The sequence below is a fragment of the Streptomyces sp. NPDC058457 genome (genome assembly GCF_042720695.1).
Classification (GTDB): domain Bacteria; phylum Actinomycetota; class Actinomycetes; order Streptomycetales; family Streptomycetaceae; genus Streptomyces.
This window is the reverse complement of record NZ_JBHXLU010000036.1, coordinates 86,524-100,378: the sequence shown is the minus strand read 5'-3', so window position 1 is coordinate 100,378 and position 13,855 is coordinate 86,524. Positions and strand designations below refer to the sequence as shown.

Here is a 13,855-nt window from a genome sequence, read left to right as displayed (position 1 = left end):
CTTCCGGGACCAGGCGGGCCGGCACGACGAGATGATCCGGGCGTTCGTGGAACGCAGCCGGCAGAACGGCGGCATCGGCCGCAGGAACCCGATGGGCGGGGCCTGGCCGTCGATGGCCGGGAGACGACGGCGGGGCACGGATGACGTGCGCCGGTGCGCCACCTTCGGCTGGACGGCTGGCTGGTGCCAGACGGTGACCAGCTCAGGGGCTGACTGCGCCCCTCCCCTCGACAGCCGCTGCCTCCGCGAACGCGGTCACCCCCTGGGCCGACGGGGTGGACGCACGAGGCACTGCTGCTCCAACTTCGCCTGCAGCTACTGCCACGTGTTCGAGGGGACGGGCGGCCATGCGGCAACTGCCCGGACTCGGCGGCCCCTTGCCGCCGTTGAACGGCGTCGGTCCGGACCGCCCGGCGCGCCTGAGGATCCGGCAGATAAGGCGAACGCCAAACGGGCCGGACCCCGCTTCAGGGGCCCGGCCCGTTCACATCCGGCACGCGCAAGAACGGTACCGGCGCCGCCGCCCACCTGGCCTACGAGCCTTCGGGCGGCATGGCGTACGGCCGTCCATGGAAGGACCCACATGTCAGGCATGCCTGAGCCGCGCGGCCACAATCACAAGGACGGCGACGAGTTGTTGGCCAAGGCCGAGCAGCGGCTGGACTGCCTCAACGACCAGACACGTACGGTGAAGCGGGAGCGGCGTCGGCTCCGTCGCGTCCGTCGTGCTGAGCGTGCCCGCGCCCGCGTACGTGCCGGCCTCCCGGTAGTGCGGGACGGCCTGACAATCATCGCCGCCACGGCGTTCGTGATCGGTCTCGTGCTTGTGGTGACAGGCCTGGGCGACGCCACGGTGTTCATCGATTTGGCCGTTGCCGCAGCCGCCCTCGCCGCCCTGATGTGATGCCCTCCGGCAAGTAGACGGTCCGCGCGGCCGCGAGTCCCTGCTGGCGAGAGGACGCCGGCAGGGACTTCCGGTTTTCGTCGGCCGTGGTCCCGACTGGTGAACGGCTCCTCCAGGTCCAGGATGCCCTCGTCCACGTCCGCCTCCTGGCGGGCCTGCCTGCGCAGAACCGAGGGCGGCGGATGGGGTGTCAGAGCTCTGCCCTAACCTTCGCTCACCGGCTACAGAGCCGGTCCAGGCCGCGCACAGCGGCCACACGCCTTGGGGGGTTCGAATCACCGTGCGTATCCGCACACTTCCGGCTGCCGTCGCGACGGCAGCCCTCTTCAGCTCCGCAGTGCTGACGGCGGCCGGCCCGGCGGCCGCCGACACCAGCGTGCCGATCAGCGTCGGCACGGTGAACGACACCGTCGTCGACGGCGCCCACCAGCACCTCTACATCAGCGGCGACAACACGATCTCCGTCGTCGGCTACAACGGCAAGGTACTCGACAGGCTCACCGGCCTGCCCCAGGTGTCCGACCTCCAGCTGAGCCCGGACGGCGCCACCCTGTACGCCGCGGTCACCGGAGCGGACAAGATCGTCGCGTTCGACACCACGACGCTCGCGCAGACCGCCGAGTACCCGACCGGCGCCGGGACGGCACCGCGCTGGATCGCCCTCACCGAGGGCCGGATCTGGTTCGGCTACGGCGACCAGTGGGACTCCGGGCTCGGCAGGGTCGACCTGACCGCCGACCCGGCCACCGTGACCCTCGACCTGGCCGGCGACCACGACTTCGCCAGCACGCCGAGGCTGTTCGCCGACCCGGCGAACCCCACCACCCTGGTCGCCCTGGACCCCGGCATCAGCAGCGGGCCGATCATCGTCTACGACGTCTCCTCCGGAACCCCGGTCATCCGCGTCGCCGCGAACGAGGGCGGCTTCTACCGGGACGGCGCGCTCACACCGGACGCGCAGTCGATCGTCGTGGCCGGGCCGGGCAACCGAGCGGTCACCGAATACCGGCTCTCCGACCTGCAGATGGTGCACGAGTACCCGGTCAAGGACGAGCCGGAGACCGTCTCCGTCGCCCCGGACGGCACGGTCGCGGCGACCGCGCTCGACACCGAGAACACCGGCGACACCTACGTCTTCCCCGGCGGCGCCGACGCGCCCGCCAGCATCCGCAACCTCTCGGACTCGTGGATGCCGTGGGGCGGGCACTCGACGGCCTGGTCGGCGGACGGCACGGAGCTGTTCGTACTGACCGGGACGACGGACTTCAGGCAGCTGCAGACCGTCGCCGAGCCCCGCAAGTACGTCACGCACCTGACTGTCGACGCTCCGGCCACCGGCACCCGCGGCAAGACACTCACCGTCAAGGGCACGCTCACGACCGGTCTGAAGCTGCCCGCCGGAACGCCGCTGAACGTCGTGCGCACCGACCTGCTGTCCCCCTCGGGCAAGTCGCTCGGCACCAGGACGCTGGGCGCGGACGGTACCTTCTCCTTCACCGACGCGCCGCCCGCCGGCAGCAAGGTGCGCTACACGGTGGCCTACGCCGGGGACGCCGCGCACACCCCGGCATCCGCCTCGGACACCGTCACCGTCCCCCGCGCCACGCCCGCCCTGACGCTCACCAACAACAAGAAGACCTACGCCTACGGCAAGAACGTCGTCTTCACCGCCCACCTCGGCACCACCTACAGCAACCGCACGGTGGAGATCTGGGCCGACCCCTACGGCGGCGACAAGCCGAACAAGCTCCTCAAGACCGGCAAGACCGACGCCCACGGCAACCTGTCCGCCACCGTCACCATGTCCCGCGACACCGCTGTGACCGCCGTCTTCAAGGGCGACGCCCGCTACGCCGGCCGCACCGTCAAGTCCACCGCCTACGCGCACGTGAAGATCGCCAGTTCACTGTCCAAGTACTACCGCACCGGCACGATCGGCTCGACCCGCTACCGCTACTTCCACAAGAACACCGATGCCGTCCTGACCACCACGATGACCTACTACAAGGGCCGCAAGGAGCGCCTGGACCTCCAGGTCTACTCGGGCGGCAAGTGGTACACCACGGACTCGGAGTACTTCTCCCTCGGCACCAACGGCAAGTCCGTCGTCAACCTCGGACACCCCGGGAGCTCGGGCATCCGCGCCCGGGTGCGCACCTCCTACATCGACCCGTCCTCGGGCGACAACGTGAACACCACCACATACGGCGCCTGGAACTACTTCTATTTCAGCAACTGACCAGGCCGGCCACGGACCAGCGGGATTCCCTCTCCCCGCCGGCTGCTTCACGTGGTCGGCGGCGTCGGATTCGCCGCGAGCCAGTCTTGGAGCTCGCGGTGCCGGAACTGGTAGGAGCTGCCCGCCAGTCTCAGCAGACCGGCACCGCGGGCCCAGTGCAGGAACTCGGCAGGGCGCGGCGGGAGCCGGCCGCGAGTACAGAGACGGAAAGCGGCATAACGCGGCATCACGGGGGCCACGGTGAGCAGGAGGGCGTGGGTGAAAGGCAGCAACAGGAACAGCCGCAGGGTTCCGCTGCCGGGCGGAATGGCCAGGAGAATGCTGCTGACGACGGGCGGCAGGAGCACCAGCCACTTCTGGTAGACGAGCGGGAAACTCGGGTTTCGCAGCGCATGCGGTGACTCGGCACAGGGAACGAGCCGGACGGTGCGTCCGCTGGCGAACATCAGCAAGAACATCAGCGTGGCGATCACGGCAACGGCCATGAATGGTCCTGCGATCACCAAGGCCAGCAGGAACAAAGCAGCCCCTCGTGGAATGACCGCGCCCGGGGGTTCCGGCTCTCGCCAGCCGTCCGTAATCTCCCGGACGATGTACGAGCGGAGCGGAGCATCTCTCAGGGAGAAGAACGCCATCAGGACCAGGACAACCAGAGGCACCAGCCACCACGCCGCGGCAACACGCACTTTGCGCCAGCTGTCGTCCCTGGGGAGCCGGACGACGACCAGTACCGGAGGCAGGCCCGGCTTTCTGGTGTACTGGATCACCTGTAAGGCCGCGGTCAGGCTGAGGAGGATGGCCAGGACTTTGAGAGGGCTGTCGCTCTGGGCCCAGAACACCGACAAGGTCGTCAGCAGCAGCCAGGGCGCGGCCGTCAGGGCGGCCGCGATGCCCAGGACCTGTTTCTCGGGGGCGAACTTCCACATGTGCACGGGAGCGAACTCGCTCTGCGTGCCGAGCCGTGCGGCGATCCACGCCAGCCAGACGTGTACGGCGTCGGGGGAATACTTGGACGCCGGCGCGTCAGGGTGGGTGCGACTCGCGGCCGGGACGTAGTGCGCCAGCAGATGCACTTTGAGTGACTGAGCGTCAGAGAACCGGAGGAGGTCGCCGGGGTCGCCGTCGTCGGCGTACACAACGGCCGTCATCGTCAGCCGCCAAGGGCTGTCGAGGGCGGTGGCGAGCAGTCCTGTGGGGTTGGTCGCGAGTTCATGGAACAGGGGGTCCCATCGGTGCGGGTGCCTCCTTTCCGTCCTGCGGAGGTACCCGAGCGCCTGGTGCGGACGCACCTTGTCGAGTTCGATCCGGGTGGCACCCGACGGGGTCAGCCCTGCCTGGGGCAAGCGGTCGTACCTGTCCGTCCGGCAGGTGAGCACAAACGGCACTCCCTTTCGGCCATCGAGCCAGACGTCAAGGGCACGCAGCACACTCGCTGCTCTGGAGCCCCTGACCTCGACGTCGTCAGGGTCCATCTGGTCCAAGCCGTCGAGGACCGGGAGGATCCGGTGGGCGGAGACGAGCGCCCGTGCGGCCGAAGGGTCCAGCGCGTACTCGTCGACGAGGCGCTCCTGAAGCCACCGCGCGAAGGCGTCCGGGCCGGACGGGTCGTCCGACACATCCCAGCGGGACAGGTACAGTCGGACCGGTACGGGGCCATCCGAGGCTTCTCCCTCCAGAATCGCCAGGACCAGTTCGGCCGCGAGCACGCTCTTGCCCGCGCCAGGTCCGCCCGTGACCACCAGCCGCCCATCGGGCACCGACTCGTAGTAGGCACGGACGGCAGTCACCATGCCTGACGCGAAAGCCGGTTCCGAGCCCTCGACACGCCGGAAGACGACATTCACCGGGCGAGTGGCGCCGATCCCGAAATCGCCCAGGAGCCTGCGGCGGCGAGTACCGAGTTGCTTCTTGACCGCGTCGGCGAGAACCCGCGCCGACGATGCGCCACCCGTCGACTCCCGTACGCGGCTGCGCAGACTGGTCACGCCGGCCGTGGTAAGCCCGAGAGCGGCCAGCAAAACTGCTCCCAGTTGCTCCGTCCACTCAGGATCAACCACTACCGCGGTAATGAAAGAGATCCAGACGACGGCCACGGCGATACCAATTGCTTTGCGCATCCCCCGTATGCCCATGCCATATGGTTCCACAGCCGCCCCTATCCAGCACTCCCCCGAACCATCCCCAGCACGCGCGCAGTTGAACGAGCAACGGCGGCGGCCACACATCTGACGCACCGCTTCCTGTCTGCTGGTGATGCGACCTGGCCAGCGCACGCCGGCCCTCGTGTTGAACGCCCTGATGCGCTCCGCGAGACGCTGATCGCGCAGGTGGTACCTGATGTCCTCGCCCACCTCGACCACCTTGACCTGCAGCCGCTCCACCTCCTCCCGCACCACCGCGGCGTGAGGACGAGGGCGGAACTCCGGGACCGGAGGCCGGCAGAAGTCGATCCGGCCGCTCACCTTCGGCGCTTGGCCCATCCAGTGCTCGGCGTCGCGGAGTTCCCCGCGCCGCATATGCTGCAAGGCAGCCGAAGTGCAGGGCCCCCTCGACGTCGCTGGGGTGACGTCCCGGGTGATCTCCCGTTGCAGGTCGTCCAGTTCGGTGTCGGTGACCTTGTAACCCGCTTCCTCGTCGGGCCGAAGCTGGACGGCCTTGCGATCGCCCCCCGCTACAGCGGCGGACGGCTCACCCGGCTGATCACCCGCGGAGATGCGCGGCGAAGTCCTCAGGCCGCGCCCTGCGACGGAGGCGCACATCGACACAGCCCCGCTCCCCTTCGGAGCGCTGCCGAACCTCGTCGGATCCACGGAGACGGGTCCACGGAGACGGGTCCGAGTGCCGACCGGGCGTCCGTCCGCCCGCGGTCCCGCGACCGGACCGCACAGAAACGCGCCGTGATCAACAACCTGAACCGCTGCCTACCACACCACCCCCGCAGCGGCGACGCGGCATCTCCGCCCTTCTCCTCGCCCGCTTGTGGCTCGCACCGCTTCCCGGGATCAGGAAAGGGCCCACAGCCCGATATCCATGGTCAGTCGGGCCCGGACGGTTGTGTGCCGGTTGACGCTTTCCGGTGGTGCCTGGCCTGTTGTGCGGTTTTTCGCGGCCGCAAGCCTCAAGTGGGCAGCGGGGGTGGGCCGACGTCCGGCGTCGGTCGGGTGAGGATGGCGCGGAGCGCTGTCTGGAGTTCGGTGCGGAGCCAGGTGTGGGCGGGGTCTGTGTCGTAGCGGTGATGCCAAGCGACGATGACCGGGACAGGGGGCAGGTCGAGGGGCAGGGTGCGGGCACGCAGGCGCAGGCTGGTGCAGGCCGGTCGGCATACCTGTTCGGCGACCGCGGTGAGCAGGGTGGTGCGGGCGGTGAGGTCGAGTGCCGCCGCGGTGGTGGGCAGGGCGGCGCGGACGCGTCGGCGGAGGCCGAGTTCGGCGAGGGCGTCGTCGATGGGGCCGGTCAGGCGCCCGCGGCGCGAGACGGTGACGTGCTCGGCCTCGGCGAAGCGCTGAGGGGTGAGTGTGCCGGTGGCCAGCGGGTGGTCCGCGCGCATCACGGCCACCATCCGGTCGGTGCCGATGCGGGTGGCGGCGATCTCGGGGCGTTGCGGAGCGGCGGCTGCGACCTCCAGGTCGGTGTGTCCGCGTGCGAGGTCGGCGGCGTCGGCCGAGGGTTCGGCGAGGAGTCTGATCGAGACGTTGGGTGCGGCCTCGGCGACGGCCGCGGTCAGGAGCGGGGCGAGCGCCGAGACGAGGGCGTCGTGGCAACGCAGGGTGAAGCTGCGTTCGAGTGTGGCGAGGTCGAGTGCGGTCACGGGGGTGAGGACCGCGGTGGCGCGGGTGACCAGGTCCCGGGTCTCCTCACGCAGTGCGAGTGCGTGAGGGGTGGGGGTCATGGTGCGTCCGGTGCGTACGAGGATGTCGTCGCCGGTGGCCTTGCGGATGCGAGCCAGGGTGCGGCTCATGGCGGGCGGGGACAGGTGCAGGCGGTCGGCGGCGGCAGCGACGCTGTTCTCCTCCAGCAAGGCGTCGAGGGCGACCAGCAGGTTCAGATCCACATGCACCACGGTAACTGATGGCCTTACAAGAGTGCACTGGAAATCATATGGGCGCGCTCGTAGCGTTTACGGCGTGAGGGGCCGACCGGTCTCGAATCCCCAGGTGAAAGGGCTGCATCATGACCGTTCCTCCCGCTGCTGACGCCTCCGCGACACCGATCGCCCCGGCCCAGTACCGAAAGCTGCTCGACGCCGTGGTCGAGATCGCCACCGAGGCGGGCCGCGCCCTGGAGGCGAGGTACTCGACCGCAGCCCGCCCTGCCGGCCGCCACGACATGTTCCGGACGGGCACTGCCGACGGGCAGGTCTCGCTCGACATCCTGCGCCCGGCCCTGACCGCGCTGCGCCCCGAAGCCCGCTGGCTGACCGACGAGTACGAGACCACCGAACTGCCGGCGGGCGAGTGGTGGGTGGTCGACGAGGTCGAGGGCAACGTCAACCACGTGCACGGGCTGCCCGAGTGGGCGGTGACCGTGGCGCTGGTGCGCGACGGGCAGACGGTGCTGGCCGTGGTGCGCCAGCCCGTCGGCGACCTGACCTACACCGCACTGCGCGGCGCCGGCGCCCACCTCAACGGCACGCCGCTCAAGGTCTCGGCGAAGACCGAACTGAACGCCGCGATCGTGGTGACCGGGCAGGCCGAAGCCGACCAGGACGGTACCTACCGCCGCATCGGGCAGTCGATCACCGCGATGCTCGACAGCGCCCTGCTGGTACGCGCCAGCGTCCCCTCCACCTTCCCGATGCTGCTGGTGGGTGCCGGACACAACGACGTCTTCTGGCAGTACGAGCCCGTCCTGCCCGGCGTCGCGGCAGGCGCCCTGATGATCACCGAGGCCGGCGGCACGGTCACCCGGATCGACGGCACGCCGTGGACCCCTGGCGCCGACACCATCCTGGCCACCGCTCCGGCACTGCACGCCCCGGCCGTCCAGGTCCTGTCCGCGATCGCCTGACCAGGCACACGGCCACCGCACACCATCCAGAACCGGGAATCTGTCATGAACGTGACCATTCTGGGCGCCTCCGGCGCCGTCGGGCTCGCGCTGACCCGCCAGGCCCTCGAACGCGGACACACCGTCATCACCCTCGCCCGCACCCCGGCACGCATCGACGTGCCCGATTCGCCGCGGCTGATCCGTGTGGCCGCCGACGTGCGCGACCCGGCCGGCATCGCACAAGCGCTGGACGGCAGCGAGATCGTGCTCTCGGGCCTGGGCGTGGCCAAGGGGGACAAACCCGGCGCGCTCACCGCCGGTTCCCGCGCGGTGATCGAGGCGCACCCGGGCCGGATCATCTGGCTCGGCGCCTACGGCACCGGCCCCTCCGCCCAGGCCGCGGGATTCGCCACCCGCACCCTGCTCAAGGCGATGGGCGCGGAACTGACCGACAAAGTCACCGCCGACGGCGCCGTGCTGGAAGCCGGGGGCACCGTCTTCCACTCCGGGCCCTTCGCGAACGGCCCGGAAAGCCCGACCCGCCGCACCGTGGGACTGGACGAGACCCCCAGGCGGTTCTTCCCCGCGCGCATCAGCCGGGAGTCGGTCGCCGCCGCCATGCTCGACGAGGCACAGACCCCACGCTTCTCAGGGCGGATCGCCGTCCCGCTGGGGAGCTGACCCCCGCTCGGCGCCGAGGCGCCCGCCCGAAAACCGCGGCCCGCCGGTGGGGCCGTCAGACCAAGGACAGGGCGAACGGTGGTGTCGTACAACGAAGTGGCCCTTCCCACCGCCCGGTACGGGTGAGTTGCCGGTGCCGGCCGGGGCGTCCACGGTGAACGGACCCGACGTGCTCGTCCGCACGAGGAAAGCGCAGAGGGTGTCGGGACGCGCCACGTGACCGGTCAGCAGCTCCCTCCGCGAGAACCGGGTTCCGGGAGGGCGGAAGCAGGAGATGTGGGCGATCACGGGTCTCGGTGTCTCCAGGCCCGTCGTCCTGGACCACCGCGGATCGCCCGCCTCGCCGCGAGTGCTGCACCTGCCGGACTCCACGTGGGTCAGGCCGTCAGGCGTCCTTGGCTCCCTGCCGGCCCCCTTGGGGGCTGCTCGATGGCGCCAGGGCGACAAACAGCGGCAGCCTGTACAGCGGTGGAGGTTCGCCCGCCAGTCCGAGTCGCTGCCAGGCCAGCCGAGCCGAGATCTTCAGCACCCGGCGTGCACGCATGATGAGCAGGACGGCGAGCGGCAGTTCCACCAGTACGGCCGAGGCTATGCTCCCCCACACGTCGCCTCGCCCCCAGCTCAGGGAGACGTCGAACCAGGCATCGCAGACCAGGAGCGTGGCAGCCACGAAGGAGATCGGCACCAGGGCCTGCCGTCTCAGCCAGACCGCCACCCCGGCGCCGGCCAGCGACACGAGCAGCATGACGTCGAAGCCCACCCACACCATGGGCCAGTACCGGGCCTCGAAGCGATCGGGCAACGAAACGGCCAGGTAGACGGTCCAGGGAACGAGCAGGAACGCGGACAAGGCAAGTTGCCCCACCGCCCGGCGGTGGCGGCGGCGCACTGTGGGACTGTCCGGTGAGAGTGCTGCCTCGGCCGTCATGCCTGTCGTTGCGGTGGGGTTGCCCTGTTCACTCATCCTTGCCTGTCCCTGGTATCAGCTCCCGGCCCGGGCCGACTCCGTCGGTGACCGCACTGCTGATCACGTCGGACAGGCAACGCGCGGGCGTGAGACCACGCCGCGAAACCCGTCGACCGCTCTTCGACAGTACGGAGAGCTCCCGTCCTGTCCGCAGACGGAGCCACTGCCTTCGACGACAGCGACCATGAGCGCCGATCCAGCGTACGCAGCCGGTCCCGGAGAGCGGCCAGCGGGGCGGTGGCGTACGGCCCGTCCGCCTCCGATCAGTCGTCGGCTTGCCGGATTCCGTCCCGCAGGGCGATGTCCCGGGCGAGCGTGAGGCTCCCGATCAGCTCGGCGCGGGTGCCGAGGGCGGAGGCGGCGACCAGGACGCGGTTGTCGAAACCCGGCTGGGCGAGCCGTTCGATCGAGTCGCGGACACCGTCGACGAACGCCTCGCCCGCCTGGCTCATCTCGCCGCCGATGACGACGGCCGCGGGGTCGAGCAGCGCGCACAGGTTCGCCAGGACGCGGCCGAGCGTACGGCCGGATTCGGCGAAGATCTTCCGGGCCACCGGGTGGTGGGCGATCTCCGGCAGCCGGGATCGCAGGTCGGTGTCGCCCGGGTAGAAGTGCTGGACCTGCTGGAGCACCTGGCGGACCGAGACGATGGTCTCCAGGCAGCCGCGGTTGCCGCACCGGCACCAGTCCCCGTCCGGGATCACCTGGGTGTGCCCGATCTCGCCCGCGGCCCCGAAGCTGCCGCTGACCGGGATCCCGTGGACGATGAGGCCCGCCCCGATGCCGTCGGACGCCTTGACGTAGATCAGATTGCCGCGGTGGTCGGCGGAGCCGTGCCGGTGTTCGGCGAGGGCTCCGAGGTTCGCGTCGTTGTCGAGGGAGACCATCAGTCCGGTCCGGGAGCCCAGTTCGGCCGCCAGATCGAGCCCGGACCAGCTGGACAGGATGGTGGGCGAGGCGATCGCCCGTTTGCTCATGTCCAGCGGCCCCGGTATGCCGACGACACACGCGCTCACGGGTCCGTCGACGGTGAGCCGGACCTCCTCGACCGTCTGGCGGATCATGTCGGCCGTGATGTCCAGCGCCGCGGTCGGCCGGGCGTCCACGTCGATCGCCACCCGCCGCTCGGCCCGGACGGTCAGGTCGAGGGTGGCCGCGGCGACGGTGAGATGCCGGTGGCCGACGTCCGCTCCGACGACCGCGCCCGCCGGATAGCGCGGCCGAAGGCGGCGGCCGGGGCGCCCACGGCCGCCCCTGGTCTCCCCCTGGTGCTCGGTCAGCAACTCCTCGGCGAGGAGGTCGCGGACGACGGCCGCGACGACCGGACGGCTCAGGCCCAGTGCCGTCTGCAGTTCGGGGCGCGACGCGCTCCCGTGCCGCCGGACATGGGCCAGGACCTCGTCACGTGCCGACACGTGTCACCTCCCTGTGAGGGCGTCAATTTATGTCGGGCAAGAACGGAATTCCAGAGGGTTGACGCATCGAATGCGCGAATTTAACCTCCATGAGCGTTCGATCTTTTATAGAGCCACCTGCTTTGACTCGAATTCTGTCCAGCGGAGACATAAATCGTCGAGTACTTCAGTGGTGAGGAGTCCGCATGGAGTTCGATCGGAGATCGGTACGACGCCACGGCGGCCGTTTACGCCGTACGGCGCTGATCGCGGGAGTGAGCGCGGCACTGATCGCCGGGGGCACGGCTGTGGCTCCCGGCGCCTCGGGCGCGGGCAGCACGGGCGTGACGATCAACGTGTCCCCGCGCGTCGCCGCCCTCGTCGCCCGGATGACGCTGGATGAGAAGCTGTCCTTCGTCCACGGCGGCACCGATCCGAAGGCGCTCGGGCAGGCCGGGTACATCCCGGGAGTGCCCCGCCTCGGCATCCCCGAACTGCGGCTCACCGACGGCCCGGCGGGCGTCCGGGTCAACGAGCACGCCACCGCGATGCCGGCGCCGGTCGCGCTCGCCTCGTCCTTCGACGACGGACTGGCCCGGGAGTTCGGCCGGACCGTCGGACGCGACGGCCGTGCGCTCGGCCAGGACGTCCTGCTGGCCCCCATGACGAACACCATCCGGGTGCCGTACGCGGGGCGGAACTTCGAGACCTTCAGCGAGGACCCGCTGCTCAGCTCCCGCATGGTGGCGGGCGAGGTCGAGGGCGTCCAGAGCCAGGGCCTGATCGCCACCGTCAAGCACTACGCGGAGAACAACCAGGAAGACAACCGCATGGGGGTGAACGTCAACGTCGACGAGCAGACCCTGCGTCAGATCGAGCTGCCCGCCTTCGAGGCCGCCGTCAAGGCCGGCGCCGGGGCGGTGATGTGCTCGTACAACTCGGTGAACGGCAGCCACGGCTGCGGCAGCGACGAACTGCTCGACTCGATCCTCAAGGAGCAGTGGGGCTTCACGGGCTGGGTCATGTCCGACTGGGGCGCGACCCACGCGACGACCGACATCGTGAACGGCCTCGACCAGGAGATGCCCAGCGGCGTCTACCTGGGCGGGGAACTGAAGACCGCGATTACCGACGGCACCATTCCGGTCTCGGAGCTGAATGACTCGGTCGCCCGCATTCTGCAGCAGATGACGAAATTCGGCCTCCTCGACGGTGCGGCGACCCCGCGGCCCGCACGCGACCCGAAAGGCGGCGCGAAAGTCGCCCAGAAAGTGGCCGAATCCGGCGCGGTCCTGCTGAAGAACACCGGCGAAGCGCTTCCGCTGACCGGCAAGGACACCAGCATCGGACTCATCGGCCCGACCGCGAGGACACCGAAGGTCACCGGCGGCGGCAGCTCCAACGTCGTACCGGACTCCGCGGCCTCACCGCTGGACACCATCACCGCGCGAGCCGGCCGGCACACCACGGTGCGCTACGCGGCCGGCGGCGACACCGGTGACCCCATCCCCGCATCGGCCCTCAGCCCCGCCCTGCCGGTCGACACGGACGGCACGATCCCCGTCACACCGGACGCCTCCTTCTACTACAGCGGCACCCTCACCGTGCCGACCGACGGCGACTACTCCTTCGTCTTCGACCTTCCCGCCGCGTACGGCCTGGTGAAGATCGACGGGAACAGCGTCATCACCGGTTTCCTGGGCTCCAGCAGCGCCGCGGTGCACCTCACGGCGGGAGCGCACAGCTTCGAGGCCGGTGCCCTCGCGATCCAGGGCGGACCGACGAAGGTCCGGCTGAACTGGGTCACCCCGCAGGCGGCGCAGGCCGCGCGGGAGCAGGCGGTGGCCCTGGCCCGCAAGGTGAAGACGCCCGTCGTCTTCGCCTACGACGACGGCACCGAGGGCTTCGACCGGAAGAACCTCTCCCTGCCGGCCGACCAGGACGGGCTCATCTCCGCCGTCGCCGACGCCAACCCGAACACGATCGTCGTCCTCAACACCGGGTCGTCGATCACCATGCCGTGGCTGTCCAAGGTCAAGGCGGTCCTCGACATGTACTACCCCGGGGAGAACGGCGCCGAGGCCACCGCCGCGCTGCTCTACGGCGACGTGAACCCCTCGGGCAAGCTCACCCAGACGTTCCCAGCGAGCGAGTCCGCCACACCGGTGGCCGGAGACCCCCTCAGGTACCCGGGAGTGGACGACCAGGAGAACTACTCCGAGGGCGTCTACGTGGGCTACCGCTGGTACGACAAGCAGAAGGCCGACCCGCTTTTCCCCTTCGGCTACGGGCTGTCGTACACCTCCTTCGCCTACCGCGACCTCGCGGTACGGCAGAGCCACGGTGCGTTGACCGTCTCGTTCACCCTGAAGAACACCGGCACCCGCGCCGGTGCCGAGGTCGCCCAGGTCTACGTCGGAGCGAGCCCGGGGACCACCGCACCGCAGGCGGTGCGCTCGCTCGGCGGCTACCAGAAGGTGTGGCTGCGCGCGGGGCAGTCGAAGACCGTACGCATCCGGGTCGACGCCCAGCAGCTGAAATACTGGAACACGTCCTCCCACGCCTGGGTGCTCGGCACCGGGAAACGGGACGTGTGGGTCGGCTCCTCGTCGCGGACGCTTCCCCTGCACGGCAGCGTCGGCGCCACCCGCTGACCGCCCGGTCCCTCGTATCCCTGCAGA

General features: G+C 70.0%; 9 protein-coding genes. 5 read left to right on the top strand and 4 right to left on the bottom strand.

The genetic code is table 11. The features are described 5' to 3' along the window. The first annotated feature begins 592 nt into the window (after positions 1-592). Both ACFWPS_RS26795 and ACFWPS_RS26790 read left to right on the top strand, forming a co-directional pair. Positions 593-904, top strand: coding sequence for a hypothetical protein (locus ACFWPS_RS26795; RefSeq protein WP_383708816.1), 312 nt, complete (start codon positions 593-595; stop codon positions 902-904). 280 nt (positions 905-1,184) lie between these two features. Then, positions 1,185-3,143, top strand: a complete 1,959-nt coding sequence (locus ACFWPS_RS26790; RefSeq protein ID WP_383708814.1) for a YncE family protein — start codon at positions 1,185-1,187, stop codon at positions 3,141-3,143. Between the two features lie 47 nt (positions 3,144-3,190). On the opposite strand, the gene ACFWPS_RS26785 is transcribed toward ACFWPS_RS26790, so the two are convergent. Next, the gene (locus ACFWPS_RS26785) at positions 3,191-4,933 is read right to left on the bottom strand and encodes an NACHT domain-containing protein (protein ID WP_383708823.1); all 1,743 of its coding nucleotides are present in this window, start codon (positions 4,931-4,933) and stop codon (positions 3,191-3,193) included. Positions 4,934-6,261: 1,328 nt separating this feature from the next. Next, the gene (locus tag ACFWPS_RS26780; protein ID WP_383708812.1) at positions 6,262-7,194 is read right to left on the bottom strand and encodes a LysR family transcriptional regulator; all 933 of its coding nucleotides are present in this window, start codon (positions 7,192-7,194) and stop codon (positions 6,262-6,264) included. 119 nt (positions 7,195-7,313) lie between these two features. On the opposite strand from ACFWPS_RS26780, the gene ACFWPS_RS26775 reads away from it, so the two are divergent. Together ACFWPS_RS26775 and ACFWPS_RS26770 are read left to right on the top strand one after the other, a co-directional pair. After that, the gene (locus ACFWPS_RS26775; protein ID WP_383708811.1) at positions 7,314-8,150 is read left to right on the top strand and encodes an inositol monophosphatase family protein; all 837 of its coding nucleotides are present in this window, start codon (positions 7,314-7,316) and stop codon (positions 8,148-8,150) included. A gap of 45 nt (positions 8,151-8,195) precedes the next feature. Beyond that, a complete protein-coding gene (locus tag ACFWPS_RS26770; protein ID WP_383708809.1) occupies positions 8,196-8,813 on the top strand; it encodes an NAD(P)-dependent oxidoreductase in 618 nt (205 codons plus the stop codon). A gap of 385 nt (positions 8,814-9,198) precedes the next feature. Here the strand turns inward: ACFWPS_RS26770 and ACFWPS_RS26765 are convergent, their stop codons facing one another. Both ACFWPS_RS26765 and ACFWPS_RS26760 read right to left on the bottom strand, forming a co-directional pair. After that, entirely contained in the window at positions 9,199-9,777 is a 579-nt protein-coding gene (locus tag ACFWPS_RS26765; RefSeq protein WP_383708807.1) for a hypothetical protein, read from the bottom strand. Positions 9,778-10,043: 266 nt separating this feature from the next. Beyond that, positions 10,044-11,195 (bottom strand): ROK family protein, encoded by a 1,152-nt coding sequence (locus ACFWPS_RS26760; protein ID WP_383708805.1) that lies wholly within the window; start codon positions 11,193-11,195, stop codon positions 10,044-10,046. Positions 11,196-11,380: 185 nt separating this feature from the next. On the opposite strand from ACFWPS_RS26760, the gene ACFWPS_RS26755 reads away from it, so the two are divergent. Further along, the gene (locus ACFWPS_RS26755) at positions 11,381-13,828 is read left to right on the top strand and encodes a glycoside hydrolase family 3 C-terminal domain-containing protein (protein ID WP_383708804.1); all 2,448 of its coding nucleotides are present in this window, start codon (positions 11,381-11,383) and stop codon (positions 13,826-13,828) included. The last annotated feature ends 27 nt before the right edge of the window (positions 13,829-13,855 follow it).